This is a genomic window from Huintestinicola butyrica (assembly GCF_025567215.1).
Lineage (GTDB): Bacteria > Bacillota > Clostridia > Oscillospirales > Ruminococcaceae > Huintestinicola > Huintestinicola butyrica.
The window spans coordinates 301,053-319,842 of the sequence record NZ_JAOQKB010000001.1 but is presented as its reverse complement, the minus strand read 5'-3'; the positions used below and the strand labels follow the sequence as shown (position 1 = coordinate 319,842).

The 18,790-nt window shown below is 46.1% G+C and carries 13 protein-coding genes; 12 read left to right on the top strand and 1 reads right to left on the bottom strand.

Annotated elements, in window-relative coordinates; all coding sequences use genetic code 11:
• Positions 1-13 precede the first annotated feature (13 nt).
• The 5 genes from OCV68_RS01460 (at position 14) to OCV68_RS01440 (ending at position 6,328) form a co-directional block, all read left to right on the top strand.
• A complete protein-coding gene (locus tag OCV68_RS01460) occupies positions 14-1,615 on the top strand; it encodes an FAD-dependent oxidoreductase (protein ID WP_022474344.1) in 1,602 nt (533 codons plus the stop codon).
• A gap of 218 nt (positions 1,616-1,833) precedes the next feature.
• A complete protein-coding gene (locus OCV68_RS01455; RefSeq protein ID WP_147622236.1) occupies positions 1,834-3,111 on the top strand; it encodes an aspartate-alanine antiporter-like transporter in 1,278 nt (425 codons plus the stop codon).
• A gap of 134 nt (positions 3,112-3,245) precedes the next feature.
• Complete coding sequence (locus tag OCV68_RS01450; protein ID WP_262570244.1) at positions 3,246-4,628, top strand: ABC transporter substrate-binding protein; 1,383 nt, start codon at positions 3,246-3,248, stop codon at positions 4,626-4,628.
• Positions 4,629-4,661: 33 nt separating this feature from the next.
• On the top strand, positions 4,662-5,504 hold the full coding sequence (locus tag OCV68_RS01445) for a carbohydrate ABC transporter permease (RefSeq protein ID WP_262570242.1): 843 nt from the start codon (positions 4,662-4,664) through the stop codon (positions 5,502-5,504).
• The gene (locus OCV68_RS01440; protein ID WP_262570241.1) at positions 5,501-6,328 is read left to right on the top strand and encodes a carbohydrate ABC transporter permease; all 828 of its coding nucleotides are present in this window, start codon (positions 5,501-5,503) and stop codon (positions 6,326-6,328) included. The genes OCV68_RS01445 and OCV68_RS01440 overlap by 4 nt, the downstream gene beginning before the upstream one ends.
• A gap of 225 nt (positions 6,329-6,553) precedes the next feature.
• Here OCV68_RS01440 and OCV68_RS01435 read toward each other — a convergent pair whose 3' ends face one another.
• A complete protein-coding gene (locus OCV68_RS01435) occupies positions 6,554-7,750 on the bottom strand; it encodes an SGNH/GDSL hydrolase family protein (protein ID WP_262570240.1) in 1,197 nt (398 codons plus the stop codon).
• Between the two features lie 481 nt (positions 7,751-8,231).
• Between OCV68_RS01435 and OCV68_RS01430 the strand changes: the two genes are divergently transcribed.
• From OCV68_RS01430 to OCV68_RS01400, 7 genes are all read left to right on the top strand, one after another.
• On the top strand, positions 8,232-10,139 hold the full coding sequence (locus tag OCV68_RS01430; RefSeq protein WP_262570238.1) for a hypothetical protein: 1,908 nt from the start codon (positions 8,232-8,234) through the stop codon (positions 10,137-10,139).
• 258 nt (positions 10,140-10,397) lie between these two features.
• Complete coding sequence (locus tag OCV68_RS01425; protein WP_262570237.1) at positions 10,398-12,440, top strand: hypothetical protein; 2,043 nt, start codon at positions 10,398-10,400, stop codon at positions 12,438-12,440.
• A gap of 59 nt (positions 12,441-12,499) precedes the next feature.
• The gene (yidC, locus tag OCV68_RS01420; RefSeq protein WP_262570236.1) at positions 12,500-14,374 is read left to right on the top strand and encodes a membrane protein insertase YidC; all 1,875 of its coding nucleotides are present in this window, start codon (positions 12,500-12,502) and stop codon (positions 14,372-14,374) included.
• A gap of 18 nt (positions 14,375-14,392) precedes the next feature.
• Positions 14,393-14,689 (top strand): hypothetical protein, encoded by a 297-nt coding sequence (locus OCV68_RS01415; protein ID WP_022474352.1) that lies wholly within the window; start codon positions 14,393-14,395, stop codon positions 14,687-14,689.
• A 172-nt stretch (positions 14,690-14,861) separates the two neighbouring features.
• On the top strand, positions 14,862-16,241 hold the full coding sequence (locus tag OCV68_RS01410; protein ID WP_178086096.1) for a D-alanyl-D-alanine carboxypeptidase family protein: 1,380 nt from the start codon (positions 14,862-14,864) through the stop codon (positions 16,239-16,241).
• Positions 16,242-16,273: 32 nt separating this feature from the next.
• The gene (locus OCV68_RS01405; RefSeq protein ID WP_262570235.1) at positions 16,274-17,602 is read left to right on the top strand and encodes a tyrosine-protein kinase family protein; all 1,329 of its coding nucleotides are present in this window, start codon (positions 16,274-16,276) and stop codon (positions 17,600-17,602) included.
• Positions 17,603-17,615: 13 nt separating this feature from the next.
• On the top strand, positions 17,616-18,779 hold the full coding sequence (locus OCV68_RS01400; protein ID WP_262570234.1) for a serine hydrolase domain-containing protein: 1,164 nt from the start codon (positions 17,616-17,618) through the stop codon (positions 18,777-18,779).
• Positions 18,780-18,790: the final 11 nt, after the last annotated feature.

The window sequence follows — 18,790 nt, the reverse complement described above, 5'->3', positions numbered from 1 at the left end:
GGAGGCGCCGTAAATGTACACTAATGAAGAAATGCTTGCCTCTATTAAGAAGGTTGAAGCAAACAGAGCTGCAAACGCAGCATATGAGCCTGCAAGAATGACCGCTGAGCAGAAGGACGAGGTCCTCAAGACCTACCACCCCGACTACATTGAGTCTCAGTTCGAGGATCTTAAGATCGGCCCCAACAAGGGCGAGAAGGTTCCTCACGAGCTGGCTGCTCTTCTCCAGGCTAACAGCCGTATCGATCCCTCCAAGATCGACCTTGAGCACCCCAAGTACGATGTTGACGTTCTCATCATCGGCGGCGGCGGAGCAGGTTCTTCCGCAGCTATCGAGGCTCACAACGGCGGCGCTAACGTAATGATCGTTACAAAGCTCCGTATCGGCGATGCTAACACAATGATGGCTGAGGGCGGTATCCAGGCTGCTGATAAGCCCAACGATTCCCCTGCTATCCACTACATCGACGCTTACGGCGGAGGTCACTTCAAGGGCAAGCATGAGCTGGTTTACAAGCTCGTTAATGAAGCTCCCGACGCTATCAAGTGGCTCAATGAGCTGGGCGTTGAATTCGATAAGGCTCCCGACGGAACCATGATAACCACCCACGGCGGCGGAACCTCCAGAAAGAGAATGCACGCCTGCAAGGACTACTCCGGCGCAGAGATCATGAAGACTCTCCGTGACGAAGTTCTCAACAGACAGATCCCCGTTGTTGACTTTACCGCTGCTATCGAGATAATCCTCGACGATCAGGGCAAGGCAGCAGGTGCTGTTCTCATGAACATGGAGACCAAGGAGATCATGGTAGCTAAGGCTAAGACTGTTATCATCGCAACAGGCGGTGCAGGTCGTCTCCATTACCAGGGCTTCCCCACCTCCAACCACTACGGCGCAACCGCAGACGGACTTGTTCTTGCATACCGTGCAGGCGCTAAGCTCCTCTACGCTGATTCTCTCCAGTACCACCCCACAGGCGCAGCATTCCCCGAGCAGATCTTCGGCGCTCTCGTAACTGAGAAGGTTCGTTCCCTCGGTGCAAAGCTCGTTAACGTTGACGGTGAAGTATTCATGCACCCCCTGGAGACCCGTGATATCTGCGCATCCTCTATCATCAGAGAGTGCAAGGCAAGACACAAGGGCATCAGCACAGGCGACGGTGAAGGCGTATGGCTCGATACTCCTATGATCGAACTCAAGAACGGCGAGGGCACTATCGAAAAGAGAATCCCCGCAATGCTCAGAATGTTCATGGAGTACGGCATTGATATCCGTAAGGAACCCATCATCGTATATCCTACCCTCCACTACCAGAACGGCGGTATCGACATCACCGATGACGGCATGAGCGGCATTGAGAACCTCTACGTTGCAGGTGAGGCTGTAGGCGGTATCCACGGCAGAAACAGACTTATGGGCAACTCCCTCCTGGACGTTATCGTATTCGGCAGAAACGCAGGTAGAAGCGTTGCAGCTAAGTACAAGAACGTTACAGTTGGCAAGCTCACACTTGACCACGTAAACAAGTTCGCTGAGGAAATGAAGGAAGCAGGCATCGTTACCGATGTTGTTTCTCCTAAGCTTCTCCCCGACTACGCAAGAAGAGCTAACTGATAAGTAAATTTTCTGTTAAAAAATAGTTTTTTGACTATGATTTTCCGAAAATTTGTAGTATAATTTTAAAGGCACTTTCAAACCCCTGCAATTTTTGCGGGGGTTTGTAATGTGTTGTGTGTTTTTTTTCGGGATAGTCCGATTTAGGCATGATTTCCTGCTTTTCTATCGTGTTTTAATCGGAATGTCCTCAATATTATGTTTGGAGGTCAAACCCTATGAGTTTATTCGGCGGCGTGATATCCATTACAGGTATCACATTCCTGATGTTCATCATCTTTATCGTCGCAGGTCTGGGCTATCTTCTTGGCCGTGTAACGATAAAGGGCGTTTCTCTCGGAACAGCAGGTGTATTCATCGTAGCTCTTCTCATCGGCGCATTCTGCTTTGCAAGTGAAGGAAGCAATCTGGTAACAACATTTGCGCTCAATAACGGAGAGCCTGCGGAGTTCTCAAAGAACTTCCTCAAGATCATCGAAAATCTCGGACTTATCATGTTTGTTACATCAGTTGGCTTTATCGCAGGCCCCAACTTCTTCTCAAGCTTAAAGAAGAACTTCAAGTCCTATGCGCTTCTCTCGCTCGTAATCATCATACTGGGCGGTCTCACAGCGCTTTTCTGCATCAAGGTCCTTGGCTGCGGCACTGCAATGGCAGTAGGTCTGCTTTCCGGTGCACTTACCTCCACACCCGCATTCTCCGCCGCAAAGGATACTCTCAGCTCGGTTTACAACGAAACTCCCGATGCAATATCCGCTTTTGAGGATATCGTAACAGTAGGTCACGGTATCGCTTACCTCTTCGGCGTTGTAGGCGTTGTTCTCTTTGTTCAGATCGTTCCCAAGCTCCTCAAGGCTGACATTGACGAGGAAAGAGCAAAGATCGCATCTGTAAGCACAGGCAAGTCCAGAAATGAAAGCAAGAAGCTTTTCGATATCGACAACTTCGGTCTTGCAGCATTTGCTATCGCAGTTGTTATCGGTATTTTCGTAGGCGGCATCAAGATCCCTATGGGTCAGTCCACCTTCTCTCTGGGAACCACAGGCGGCTGCCTGCTTTCCGCACTTGTTATCGCTCACTTCGGTCACTTCGGCCCTCTCTCAATGAAGCCTGAAAAGCGTATGCTTGAGATCTTCCGTGAGTTCGGTCTTATGGCGTTCCTTATCGGCGCAGGTATCCCCGGCGGTGCAAGCTTCGTAAAGTACTTCCAGCCCATCTACTTCTTGGAGGGTGCGCTCATGACTATCGTTCCCATGGTAGTCGGCTTTATTATTGCAAAGTACGTTATCAAGCTTCCCCTCTTCAACAATCTGGGCGGTATCACAGGCGGTATGACTTCTACCCCTGCACTCGGAACCCTTATCAATGTTGCAAAGACCGATGATGTAGCTTCCGCATATGCAGCTGCATATCCCATCGCTCTTATCGCAGTTGTTCTGGTTTCCCAGTTTATCATCGTACTGTTCCCCGATCAGCTTTCCGTAATAGGAATGTAATTTTATAACACAAAACAAGGCGTCTGTGCTGCTATGCAGTGCAGGCGCTTTTTTTATGAAAAAATTGCCTGATGAATAATACTTCCTGCAAAATTTATACTATTCATAAAAGTAAATTGAAAGGATATGCTTTTATGAATACAAGAAAAATACTGCTTTGCGTGACAGCTTTGTCAATGCTTTCCTCAACACTGACAGCCTGCGGACAGAAAAATGACAACGCCGCAGATAACAATACTGTGGGTCAGTCCGACACCGCAAAGAAAACCACAATAAGATTTCTGAACTTCAAGCCCGAGATCGCCTCAGTTTATGACGAGGTAGCCGCAAAATACAAGGAAGAAACAGGCAACACTCTTATCGTGGAAACTGCTGCAAACAATACCTATGAGCAAACCCTCAGCGCAAAAATGTCCACATCGGAAGCACCCACCATATTCCAGATAAACGGCCCCAGAGGATACGCAAACTGGCGTGACTACTGCCTTGACCTGACCGACAGCGACATCTACAAGCACCTTACCGATAAGACCGCAGCCGTTTCAACCAACGGCATGGCATACGGTATCCCCTACACCGTGGAGGGTTACGGCATAATCTACAATGACGAGATAATTGAACGGTATTTTGCCCTTGACAGCCGAACCACCGACTTTGTTTCCATGGACGAAGTAAACTCCTTTGATAAGCTCAAAGCGCTGGTGGAGGATATGCAGGCAAATGCCGATGCTCTGGGAATAAAGGGCGTGTTTGCGGCAACATCTCTTAAATCGGGCGATGACTGGCGCTGGACAACTCATCTGGCAAATGTACCCATTGCCTATGAGTTTGAGAAAAACGACATCGACCTGACAGGCAGCGGGATAGGCAAGATAAACTTCGACTACAGCGATAATTTCAGAAACATCTTTGACCTTTATATCAACAACTCAACCGTGGACAGAAAAATGCTCGGCTCAAAGATAACCGACGAATCCATGGCAGAATTTGCCCTTGGTCAGTGCGCAATGGTGCAGAACGGCAGTTGGGCATGGTCGCAGATAAGCGGCATTCAGGGCAACGTTGTTTCGGAGGATAACATCAAAATGCTGCCTATCTATATGGGCATCGAGGGCGAGGAAGAGCAGGGTCTTTGCATCGGCACCGAAAATTACCTCTGCATCAATTCCACAGCCAAGCCCGAGGAGCAGCAGGCGGCAAAGGATTTCCTTTTCTGGCTCTATTCCAGCAAAACAGGCAAGGATTTTGCAGTAAATAAGCTTGGCTTTATCGCTCCCTTTGACACATTCACCGATGATGAAAAGCCTGCCGACCCTCTCAGCCGTGAGGTGCTCAGGTGGATGGACAAGGAAAATATCCGCAGCATTCCCTGGAGCTTCACCGTGTTCCCCAGCCAGACCTTCAAGGACGACTTCGGTTCTGCGCTTCTCCAGTATGCTCAGGGAAGCAGGGACTGGGAATATGTCCGTGAGACTGTGATAACCTCGTGGGAAAATGAAAGCTCGGCACTGAGCTGACACTTATCGACATTACTGAAAGGAGATTTTGCAATGAAGAAAAATCTTCCGAGATATTTTCCCCTGTTCGTCCTGCCGACCTTTGCGGCGTTTGTAATGGCGTTCATTATCCCCTTTATCATGGGAATATGGCTGTCTTTCTGCAAATTTACCACGGTGAGCAACGCAAAATGGAGCGGACTTGACAACTACAGGCGGGCATTTTCCAACAGCGATTTCACAAACGCACTGTGGTTCACGGTAAAATTCACCGTCGTATCGGTCATAACCGTAAATGTCTTTGCGTTCCTGCTGGCTCTGCTGCTGACCAAGGGCATAAAAGGCACAAACATTTTCCGAACAATATTTTTTATGCCGAACCTCATCGGCGGCATAGTGCTGGGATATATCTGGAACCTTATCATAAACGGCGTGCTGGCAATATTCGGCGTGGATATCACATTCAAAGCCGAATACGGCTTCTGGGGACTGGTTATACTCACGAACTGGCAGCTTATCGGCTATATGATGGTCATTTATATCGCAGGACTGCAGAATATCCCCCGTGACCTGAACGAAGCAGCTGAAATTGACGGCGCTTCCCACGGGCAGATACTGCGGAAAATAACCATTCCCATGGTGATGCCCTCTGTGACCATATGCACGTTCCTCACGCTGACAAACTCCTTCAAGCTTTTTGACCAGAACCTTGCCCTCACCGCAGGCGCTCCCGGACGTGAAACGGCAATGCTGGCGCTGGATATCTACAACACATTTTACGGCAGAACGGGCTGGCAGGGCGCAGGTCAGGCAAAGGCGGTCATTTTCTTTGCTATCACAGCCGTTATCGCCTTTGTGCAGCTTAAGATCACAAGCCGAAGGGAGGTGCAGTCATGAAAAAGAGCAGGGTGGGAACGTTCATTCTGCTGATATTTCTTTCCGCAGTTTTCCTGTTCCCTATCTTTGTGGTGTTCCTAAATTCGTTCAAGACCAAATTCAGCATCATGGGAAGCCCTTTCAGCTTCCCTACTGCCGACACCTTTGCAGGGCTTGAAAACTACCGCACAGGCATACAAAGCGCAGGCATAATCGGTTCATTCGGCCGCTCGGTGTTCATCACAGTCCTGAGCGTGGCTGCAATCGTGTTTTTCACCTCCATGACCGCATGGTATCTGGAGCGGGAGCGCTCAAAGGTCAGCAGGATAATAAGCAGCCTGTTCATCTTTTCAATGATAGTACCGTTCCAGATGGTAATGTACACCATGACCTACGTTGTGACGAAAATACACTTCAATAATCCTTTGGGAATAATTATAGCGTATCTGGGCTTCGGTTCGGGGCTGTCGGTGTTTATGCTTTCGGGCTTCGTGAAAAGCATACCCTATGAGCTGGAGGAGGCCGCCGAGATAGACGGCTGCACCCCTGTTCAGACATTTTTCAGGATAGTTTTCCCTATCCTCAAGCCCACAGCCATAACCGTTGCCATTCTGAACGCCATGTGGATATGGAACGATTATCTGCTCCCCTACCTGATACTCGGCAGCAGATACAAGACCCTGCCTGTAGCAATACAGATAGCAATGCAGGGCGCATACGGCTCGGTCAACTGGGGCGGATTTATGGCAATGCTTGTGCTTGCCATTATACCAATAATAGTGTTTTACCTTTTCTGCCAGCGGTACATCATCGAGGGTGTTATCGCAGGGGCGGTAAAGGGATAAAAATTCAGCATCAAAGCAGGGAAAATATGCTTTGATGCTGTTTGCATTTGGATCAGAAAATCGCCTCATTGAGACACTAATATAAAAGTGTTATAATTTAAAGCGACAAATTAAAAAACTGAGAAAGTATAAAAGGCTGTGACATAACACTGAAATAACACAAAAGGCTGAATATCATGCACTCTAAAGTTGCATGATATTCAGCCTTTATTTATGTTTTGATAATTATGAAAGTCCAAGTATAGACTTTATCTCATCGGTCAGCTTCTGAGCTGCCTTTTCGTGAGTAGCCTCGGTGGGGTGCCAGTCAGCGGCATAGCCGTCAGCCTGGTTCTGGACATCAAACTTCATTGCGCTCACCTTAGTATCGCCTGTTTTCTCGGTGTATTCGCTTACGGCATACTCGATGAACGGATAAAGCCTGTCGCCCATAATGCCAAGGGTGCAGATTATCTGTGCATCGCTGTTGTGAGAACGGACTTCTTCAATGAACTGTTCATATGCTTCCGCATATTCCATAGCCTTTTCATCGTCGCCCTTGCAGTAGGAGTCATCGTTTGTGCCAAGGTTTATAACGATAACATCGGGAACGAAGCTGTTGAAATCCCAGTCCTTGTCCTGAACAAGGAAATCGCCGCTCTTGCTTCCGTATGACCTGCCAAGCTTTGCATAATAAGGCGGAACGGTCTGCTGGGTCTGCTTCTGACCGTTATCGGTGTAGCCCGAGATTATTCCGTGACCGCTGAATGAAACAAAGCTCCAGTCAGCATCAAGATTTTCGGCTGTTTTGAAAGCATAGGTCTTTGTGGCATTTTCGGTAGCGGTGGAGAAGTGATGCTCCTTTACCTCATCATCAACGCCATAGCCGCAGGTGATGGAGTCGCCGATAAATTCGATCTTCAGGTCCTTTGGAGCGGTGGGCTGTATGCCGCCTGTGCATTCAGCGTCAATGCTCTTTATGCCGAAGGTGCTGTTTGCGGACTCGGAAAGCTTGATGATACGGACAACCGTCTCCGCCTCGGCATCTGACGAGAAAATCTCGTAGGTCTTTTCAGGCTCTGTAACAAGCTCGTCCATGGTAAGCTTGCCGTTTACATAAACTGCAAATCGTGCTTCATTTCCGCTGTTCTGAGCAGTTCCAGCACCGCTGTCGCCCACAATGGTAACGGAAGCCTTTGTTCCCATAAAGCTGAACTCCACGCCCGAAGCGGAATGGACTACCCAGAGAGTGCCGTCATCGGCAAGGTAATTTCTTCCCAGCAGCTTTACGTTGGAGCTGTCTGCGGTAAAGGTCTTTGCGGAAAGGGTGTCCTCCTGCACGGAGGTGTCAGCCTCAGCAGATGTTCCGTCAGCAGCTCCGCAGGCTGTCCCTGCCAGCATAACAAGCGATGTAAGGATACCAAACATAGTTTTAGCGTTCATTTTATTTCTCCCAAATGTGATTTGTTTTATTATAGCATATTTTGAGGGGCGTGTCAATCACAAACGATCTTTATGCTATATACAACAAATTGTCAGAAAGCAAATATATTACATTTGTTTGACATCAATATTGACAGTTATTATGTATTATGATATAATGTGCTGTAATTGTTTATAGAGATAATTTTAACTTTTTAACACAAAAGGGGTATCATCTATGCACATCAGTTTAACAATAGGCAATATACCTTTTCTTATCTCATTCGTCATTATAATAGCATTAAACATCATAAAGTTTAATGCAGAGATAAAAAATGCTCAGAAACACCCACTTCTGAGGTCTTCTATCCAATTTGCAATATTTTATGTAACTGTCTCTGTCAAAAATGGTCAAATACTGGAGACTGAATCTACAATAGCACTTGTTGATTTTCTTATATTGTTATCGTCAATATTGCTTTATTTGTCATCTGCGATTCAGGTGTTAACATTTGTTCTGCTGCTTATCAGATACAAAAAAAGCGACAATCCCCAAAGCATCACTCTTTCATCTCTCCCAAAGCTGTTTTCATACCAATACAGAAGCCCTGTTTCGGTATTCAGGGAAAATAACAGTGACAAAAGAACATATCTTCAGAGGTTAAAGGTCATCATCATTCCTGCTGTCACATTCACTTTCATGTACTTCATTTACGGCGTTTATGAAACCTATTTTGCCAATATGAGCGAGTGGAAATTCATATTTATGGACATACTTCCCCCGTCTCTTATGATATTGGCTATACTCATACTTCTTTCATTCGGTGCTGCATATTTTATCAAGGGTAAAAATCTTGATTTTATAGCAATGATATTCACAGCTTTATGTGTTATTTCATATATCCAGAACGCTTTCCTCAACGTCAGCACATTTATCAACGGTGCTCAGGAAAATGCCTCCGCTGCGTTAACAATCATAAACCTGCTGTTATGGCTTGGTATTATTGTTCTTGTCCCCTATATTATCTACTGCTGCTATAATAAAAGTATGAAGAACATACTGCGTATCTGCTCGGCTGCCACAGGACTGCTGCTTATTATGCAGGGTTCTGCACTGTCGTATATGATGATAAACGGTCTTTCGGAAAAGCAATCACGTGAAAAAACAGGCTACACCCTGAGCGGTGCGGAACAGTACGAGGTATCATCAAACGAAAACGTCATCGTCTTTATAATGGATACCTATTATTCAGGCTTCTTTGATGAATGGCTGGAAAATCACCCCGAATATTATGATACGCTTTCGGACTTTATTTATTTTGACGATGTAAACAGTGAAATACTGCACACGGCATTATCTATGCCCTCACTTCTGACTGCGCACGAAACCGACTACACCATAAGTCTGATAGAATCAAACAAAAACTGCTGGAACAGCGATGAAGCAAACTTTTTTTACAGCAGTATGCACGATAATGGCTACACAGTAAGATTATATACAGACAACGACAAATATTCGGGTGACGCTGAAAATATGCTGGGCAAAATTGATAATGTGTATGAATACAAGGCAACATTCACCTCAAAGAAACTTCTGACATACTTATCGCTGACAAAGCTTTCAGCATATAAATATCTGCCACTTTCTCTGAAAAATATTTTCTATATTGCAGATTCATGTCTTATAAATCAATACACTACAAGCAGTTCAGATGCGGATAATCTTGACCTCAGCAAATGGGAACAGTCTTCCCAGACAGCCAAAAGCAGAGGAATAGACTTTTATAACTTTGATTATTACAACTCACTGAAGAATGGGCTTTCTACCACCAATAAGAAGCTTTGCATCTTCCAGCATATCCACGGAATGCACACGCCATATATATCAGTCCACAGAAACTTTGTCGAACCCCGTGCGGACATTGATATGAATGTTGCTCAGGAAGGCTGCATGGAGATATTCACAAATTACATCTCCCAGCTCAAAGAGATAGGCGTGTATGACAACAGCACCATAATCCTTACGGCAGATCACGGTATGCCGTCTATTGACATCGCCTCACCCATAATGCTTGTAAAGCCCCAAGGCAGGACAAACGACCGCCTGACGATAAATTCCGCTCCGGGCAATTTGCAGACCGACCTGCTTCCCACAATCCTTGACAGTATAGGGCTTGAACATGAGCCGCTGGAATATTCACTGATGGAGATGGACGAAAATATGCAGCGTGAAAGAACACTGAGAATATTAGGGTACTCGTTTGACTGCCCTGATGTTCCGAAATGTGAAGCTATCGGTTCATCTCAACACAACAGCTTTGATGAATACAAATATACAGGCAGATATTCGGAAACGGATTTTAACAGCATTGAGCCGACGAAATATCCCATAACCGATTACTGGTGGTAATATGCTTTGGCATATGCCAGAAATATTACATTTATTTGACATCAATATTGACACTTATTTTTTAATATGGTATAATGGTATTGTTTTTCAAACGGAAATACACTTTCATTTTTAAAGAGGTCATAAATTATGCAAATAAGCCTGATAGCGGGATTCGTTCCGTTTCTCTTATCCTTTGCCGTTATAATATTATCGAATGTCTTAAAATTCAACTCAGAAATAAAAAGCGCACAAAAATATCCCCTGCTAAGGTCATTTGTGCAGCTTGTAATTTTTTACATAACCGCATCAATGGAAAATGCGGAAATACTGGATAATGAATGCCTGATAGCGCTGAACAGTTTTCTTGTACTGCTTTCAGCGATATTGCTTTATTGCTCGTTCGCCGTTCAGGCGGCGGCTTTTGTTATACTGCTTATAAAATCCGAAAAAAGCGGTGATCCCCAAAGCGTTACACTTTCATCACTTCCAAAACCGCTTTCATACCAATACAGAAGCCCTGTTTCGGTATTCAGGGAAAATAACAGTGACAAAAGAACATATCTTCAGAGGTTAAAGGTCATCATCATTCCTGCTGTCACATTCACTTTCATGTACTTCATTTACGGCGTTTATGAAACCTATTTTGCCAACATGAGCGAGTGGAAATTCATATTTATGGACATACTGCCTCCGTCTCTTATGATCTTGGCTATACTCATACTGCTTTCATGCGGTGCTGCATATTTTATCAAGGGAAAAAATCTTGATTTTATAGCAATGATACTCACAGCTTTATGCGTTATTTCATATATCCAGAATGCTTTCCTCAACGTCAGCACATTTATCAACGGTGCTCAGGAAAACGCCTCAAATACGGTAACGATCATAAACCTGCTGTTATGGCTTGGTATTATTGTTCTTATCCCCTACATTATCTACTGCTGCTGCAATAAAAGCATGAAGAACATACTGCGTATCTGCTCGGCTGCCACAGGCCTGCTGCTCATCATGCAGGGTTCTGCGTTGTCATATATGATGATTAACGGTCTTTCGGAAAAGCAATCACGTGAAAAAACAGGCTACACCCTGAGCGGTGCGGAACAGTATGAGGTATCGTCAAACGAAAATGTCATCGTCTTTATAATGGATACCTATTATTCAGGCTTTTTTGATGAATGGCTGGAAAATCACCCCGAATATTATGATACGCTTTCGGACTTTATTTATTTTGACGACGTAAACAGCGAGGTGCTTCACACAGCCTTTTCCATGCCCTCACTTCTTACCGCCCACGAGCATGACTACACGATAAGTCTCGTGGAATCAGGCAAAAACTGCTGGGAAAGCGATGAAGCGAACTTTTTCTACAGCAGTATGCACGACGACGGATATGCTGTGCGGTTATATACCGACAGCGACAAGTACTCAGGCGGCGCTGAAAATATGCTTGGAAAAATAGACAACGTATGCAAGTACACAGCAGTATATACTTCAAAAAAGATCCCCACATATTTCTCTCTGGCAAGGCTCTCGGCATATAAGTTCCTGCCCCTTTCCCTCAAAAATGTTTTCTATGTCACCGACTCGTACCTTGTAAATCAATATACCACAAGCGATTCAGCCACAGCGAACATTGATCTCAGTGACTGGGAGCAGTCACCCCAGTCCTCAAAAAGCAGAGGAATAGATTACTATAATTTTGACTATTACAGCTCACTTACAAAGGGGCTTTCTACTACCGACAAGAAGCTTTGCATTTTCCAGCATATCCACGGAATGCACACACCATACATATCAGTCCACAGCAATTCCCTTGAGCCTCGTGCGGACATTGATATGAACGCTGCCCAGGAAGGCTGCATGGAGATATTAACAAATTACATCTCCCAGCTCAAAGAGATAGGCGTGTATGACAACAGCACCATAATCCTTACAGCAGATCACGGTATGCCGTCTATCGACATCGCATCCCCCATAATGCTTGTAAAGCCCCAAGGCAGGACAAACGATCACCTGGTGATAAATTCCGCTCCGGGCAATTTGCAGACCGACCTGCTCCCCACAATTCTTGACAGCATAGGCCTTGAACATGAGCCGCTGGAATATTCACTGATGGAGATAGACGAAAATATGCAGCGTGAAAGAACACTGCGTATATTCGGATACTCATCTGACTTTCCTGCCGCTCCCAAATGCGAAGGCGTAGGCTCCGCTGAATATAACAGCTATGATGAATACAAATATACAGGCAGATACTCGGAAACGGACTTTAGCGGCATTGAACCGACGAAATATCCCATAACCGATTACTGGTGGTAATATATTCTGATTATTCACTCAAAAGTCTGATAACAAAAATTGTAAAGGAATGTATTTAAATGGAGTGGTTTTCAAAATTTCTGGGGTGGCTGTTCAGTCTGGTTTATTCCATCAACGGCAATTATCTGGCGGCGCTGATATTGTTTACACTGCTGACAAAGATAATACTCCTCCCCCTCAGCATAATAGTACATAAAAACAGCATCAAGCTGGTAAAGCTTACCCCTGAGATAAACAACATAAAATACAGCTGCTACGGCGACAAAGACCTTATTAACACCAAAACGCTGGAGCTTTACAAAAAGGAAAAGTATAATCCCCTTGTAAGCGTTTTCCCTCTTATAGTTCAGCTTATCCTGCTTATGGGAGTTATCGAGGTCGTAAGCACGCCTGAGTACTCGGGACTTACGGTCAGCGATATGCTTTCCTGCGGAATAGACTTCTCCCTTGTTTCTAAGGACGTAGGCGGGCTGTATTACCTGTTTCCCATAATCGCAGCTGTTTCCTCAATGATAATGTGTATCACGCAGAATATCTCTCAGGCGCTGCAGGCGGAACAGAGCAAGCTCAACAAATACGGCATGATGGCTCTCTCAACTGCATTGTCGCTGTATCTGGGATTTTTTGTAAGCGCAGGCGTTGCAGCATACTGGATACTCAGCAATCTTATGAGTATCGCTCAAATGTATATTCTCAATGCAGTGATAAGCCCCAAGAAATACATCGACTATGCCGCTCTGGAAGAGAGCAAGAAAAAGCTTGAAGCTATCGAAGGCTCCGAAAAGAGCATGGACCGTGAGCTGAAAAAGCGTCAGCATGATGATTACAAACGTTTCTTCTCCATTGCCAACAAGCACGTTGTTTTTTACTCCGAGCAAAGCGGCTTCTACAAGTATTTCAAGGGTCTGATAGAATATCTGATATCCCACTCAAACATCACCATACACTATGTGACCAGTGACCCGAACGATGTTATTTTCGACATTGCAAAGGAACAAAAGCAGATAAAGCCCTACTTTATCGGTGAAAACAAGCTTATCTCGCTGTTTTTGAAAATGGACGCAAAGATAGTCGTAATGACAATGCCCGACCTTGACAATTTTCACATAAAGCGCAGCTATGTAAGCAGCGACGTGGAATATATTTACATGGATCACGGACTTTCAAGTATAAATATGCTGGCACGAAAGGGAGCTGTCGATCATTTTGATACGGTATTTTGCGCAGGTCAGCATATAATCGACGAAATGAAGGCCACCGAAGAGCATTACGGACTGCCGCACAAAAATCTCATTGCCTACGGCTACGGATTTATGGACGGACTTATCAAGACCTGCTCCACCGATCCGACTATCGCATCGGGAGATTTTATTCTTTTAGCCCCTTCACACCAGAAGGACAACATTCTTGACAGCTGTCTTGAACCTGTTATCGAGGGTCTGAAATCGACCGGATATAAAGTTATCATCCGTCCCCACCCCCAATACATAAGAAGATATCCCGACAAATGGAAGCGCATCTCAGCTCAGTACGCCTCCGACCCTCAGGTCATTACCGAAAGCGACTTTTCCTCAAACACATCTATTTATCAGGCGGCCCTCGTTGTTACCGACTGGTCAAATATCGGATATGAATACAGCTTTTCCACACTGCGGCCTGTAATGTTCGTCAACACTCCCATGAAGGTCATTAACCCTGACTACAAGGAAATAGGCGTAGTTCCCATTGACCTGTCCCTCAGAAGCGAGATAGGCATTGAAGTAACAGGCAGATCTGCCGATGAAGTGGCCGAAGCAGCCGAAAAGCTGCTGAAAACAAACTGCTTCTCTGCCGAGCAGATATCCGAAGCCCGTGATCGTTCCCTTTTCAATGTGGGAAAGAGCGACGAGGTGGGCGGAAAATATATTCTCTCCAGATTAAGCCAAAAGAAATAATAGAAAGGTTCTGTAAAAATGAAAGCTTATAAGATCATATTCACAATAGTTGCAATGGTAATGTTTGCCCAGATGATGGCAATAAACGCATATGCGTATATCGACGTTTCCGCTACCTCTTACATCATACAGATCGTTGCGGGAATAGTCGTAGCTGTGGGTGCTGTGATTGGCGTTGTTATCTCAAAGGTGAAGAAAAAGGCAAAGGACAAGTTCGGCATCGACCTTGACCACAAGGAGCAGGAGGACGACGTTGTAGTCTATGACAACAGCAGCGATGAAAAGAAAGACGATATTACCGAACAGGTAAAGTGATAACTGCGGCAGCATCGAACACAAGATGCTGCCGCTTTTTTATGACCGTATATTATATCTTCCTATAGTAACAAATTTATTAAAATATCAAAAAGCTCTTCCATTTCACAAATATATTTGGTATAATATAAATATGTATCGGCAAATTGGTTCTGAAAGGATTGATATAAAAATGACGAGGTTCGGCAGCAGAATATTTTGGTGCTTTGTTACCGCTGCAATGATTTTTTCCGTGATATCCGCCGCTTTTCCCACAAAGGCGGAAGCCATCACGTTTACGCCCAACTTCACCATTTCCAGTGAAGCTGCGGTCATGATAAATCTCGATAAAGACGTTACCGTTTATGAGAAAAACCCCAACAAAAAGATGTATCCCGCTTCCCTCACAAAGATAATGACAGCCCTTATCGTGCTGGATAATGTGGAGGATCTTGACAATACTGTTTATGAGGCTCCGCTGGTGGTTTTTGATGAACTTTACGGACAGGGTGCTTCCAGCGTTGGCATCGAGCGTGGCGAGGAGGTCACCGTTACCGACCTTATGTATTCACTGCTGCTGAAATCCGCCTGTGAATCCGCAGGTATCCTTGCATATCACGTTGGCGGCGAGAGCATCTCCAACTTTGTTGACATGATGAACGAAAAGGCTAAGGAGATAGGCTGCACAGGCACTCATTTTGTAAATCCCCACGGTCTTTATGACCCCGACCAGTACACAAATGCCGCTGATATGGCGCTTATCGCACAGTATGCGGTGGAAAATTACCCCAAGTTCGTTGAGATCGCCACTGCCACCGAATACGATATGCAGCCCACCAATTACCATGAGGCTGGCTGGGCGCACATTTACCACACCAACAGTATGCTCAACCGTTCCAGCAGCTATTATTACCAGTATGCCAAGGGCATAAAGACAGGAACACTTGATGAATCCGGCAGAAACCTTATCACCATGGGCTCCCGTGACGGAAACAACTACCTGCTCGTTACCATGGGCTCCCCTATGTATGACGCTGACGGAAACGCAGTTTACCTCCATTATGAGGATCACAAAAATCTGTACGAATGGGCTTTCGAGAATTTTGAGTACAAGCAGCTGCTTCAGGCAGGCATTGAGATAACCGAGCTTCAGGTAAAATTCGGCGAGAGCAGCGATTTTGTCCGCCTTGTTACTGCTGATAACTACAGCTGTATGTGGCTCTCCACCGTGGATACGAACCGCCTCAAGGAGGCCATAAACGTTGACCCCAGCCTGCTTAATGATGACGGAACAGTTACTGCTCCCGTTGCAAAGGGTCAGAAATTCGGCACATACACCCTTACACTTTCGGGCGAGGAGATATGCACCGTTGACCTGGTGGCGCAGGACGATGTTACCCTTTCCGCTCTGGCTTATAATTTTGATAAGGCAAAGCAGTTCACATCATCAATATGGTTCAAGGCAGCGCTCATCATCACAGCGGTGCTTGTTATCCTGTACATAATCATTGTGGCAGCGTCCAAGAAAAAGCGCAAAAAGTACAGACGTGTAAAGAAAAGAAGAAAGTTCTGATATCAAGGAGCATAGCACAGATGGCTGAAAAAATGCGGAAAATTAAATATTCATTGCTGGCAGCAGCAGGAGTTTCCGTTATTACGGCTGCTGTGTGCTTCGCATCGGCACCGACACAGAAAAATGCAAGCTCTTTGGTTTATTTTCCTGACGGCAATGACGGCACAGCTCTGCTGAGAGATGCCATATCGGCTGATATGAACAAGACTGCACAGCAGTCGGGCTCACCTGCCGATGAGTTGGAAAGGTCACTGTCCGTTGAACCTTTCGGAAGCGGTGCGGAAATAGTTCTCAGCGGACTTAAATCGACTGACAACGCACCTGTTATTCTGGCAAGTGCCCTTGGCAATGCGGTAAAATCGGGCAAAGCTGAATTTGACGTGATATCCTACTGCGATATGGCAGAAAACGTTCAGTTCCCGTCGCTGCCCGTAAGCTTTTCCGCAGGCATTGCGGGAGGGTTGGCGGTATATGCAGCCATGAGCATTGCGGAAGCTTTGAAAAAGAAAAAATCCGACGCAGCCACTGATATTACATTGGAAACAATACACAAAAGCGAATCTGAGCATGGAAATGATAAAAATGCTCCTACTGAGCCTGTTCGCACCGAACCGACCGCTGAATCGGAGAAATCCGTTTCTCCGCAGCCGATCCCACCCGTTAAAAGCCCCGAACCTCAGAAAACCGTGCCTATCATCGGCGCAGTTCAGAGATTCTATGACGATGCAGTTGATCTGGGCGTGCTTGCGCCCTCTGCTCCTCAGGGATTGGAAGCGGCAGGATATATCCGCATTGCCCGTGCGCTTTCCGAGCAGAAGTCCCCTCTTATAATTGCGGTATCATCTGCAAGAACTGAGACGGATAAGATACCCTACTCGGTAAAAACAGCATCATATCTTGCCTGCGCATTCGGGTCGCTGGGCAAAAGGACTGCGGTAATCGAATGCAACTCTAAAAAGCCCTCACTTGGCAGCTTTTTCAAGAAAACAGGCAAGGGCGGTCTTTCAGATATTGCGGCAGGCAGCTGCACTATTCCCGAATCGGTTGTGCTGAACGCACGCCGTGGGGTGGATATCTACGCCGAGACAAAGGCAAATCCCATGCCTGCCTCCGTGTTCTCCACGCCATTTTACAGCGAATTTTTACAGTTTATGTCAACGGTGTATGATGTTATGATACTGACTGCTCCCCTTGCAAGGGACGATGAATGGAAATACATTGCCCGTGGCTGTGACGGTATAATTATCGCATCTGCTGACGGCAGAGAGACAGACCCAATCTCCGCAGCGGAGATTTTAAAATCCGACATTGCCTTCACCGCTTTCTGCAAAGCAAAAGATACGGAAGAAAATACACAGTAAAGGAAGCTGTTTTATGTTTGAAAAGCTGAAATATATGGAGCCGCTCATAAGCGAGCTTATCGGTGCGGACGTTTTTGCGGGCGCAAATGCTGCCGTGATCTACAAGGGCGAAACTGTCTGGAACAAAAGCTTCGGCATGGCGGACAAGGAGAAAAATATCCCCATGAACGAGGATAAAATTTTTCGCCTGTTCTCACTCTCAAAGCCCATAACCGGTGCAGCCGCAATGCTGCTTCTGGAGCGTGGAAAGATAGAGCTGCGCTATCCCGTAAAGTGGTTCCTGCCCACCTTTGAAAATCCTATGGTAACAGACGAAAGCGGAACATATCCCGCAAAGCGTGACATCACTCTGGGCGACCTTATGAACATGACCTCAGGCATTCTTTATCCCGACGGCACAAAGGCAGGTCAGGAAATGGGCAGCCTGTGGGGTCAGCAGACGGACGCATGGGAAAAGGGCGGAAAGCTTCTGAACACCCGTGAATTTGCTCTTGAAATGGGCAAAAAGCCGTTGGCGTTCACTCCCGGTGCAAAGTGGCAGTACGGCGCTTCTGCCGATGTTATGGGCGCTGTTATCGAGGCTGTTTCGGGAATGAAGTTCAGCGAATTTCTGAAACAGGAAATATTTGAACCGCTGGGCATGGAGGACACGGGCTTCTATGTTCCTGCCGAAAAGCAGGGCAGATTTGCTCAGGTATATGACCGCACGGAAAAGGGAAATCTCCCTTACACAGGTCACAACCTCTGCATTTTTGACCAGAAGGAGCCGCCTGCATTTGAATCGGGCGGAGCAGGTCTTGTCTCCACTATCGGCGACTACTCCAGATTTGTGAAGATGCTCATGGGCAGCGGTACATACAACGGTGTGAACATTCTGGGCAGAAAGACCGTGGAATTTATGCGCACCAACTGCCTTACACCCGAGCAGATGAAGACCCTTGACTGGGACAGCATGAAAGGCCATGGCTACGGTAACTTCATGCGTGTACTCACAAGCCCTGCGGAAGCTGGCTTCAACGCAGGTGCTGGAGAATACGGCTGGGACGGCTGGATGGGCTGCTATTTTTCCGTTGATCCTGACGAAGATCTTGCATTCCTTTTCTTCATCCAGCAGACAAATACAGGCTGCACTGACTTTACAAGAAAGCTCCAGAGCATTGTACGCAGCTGCCTGTAATATAGGAGATG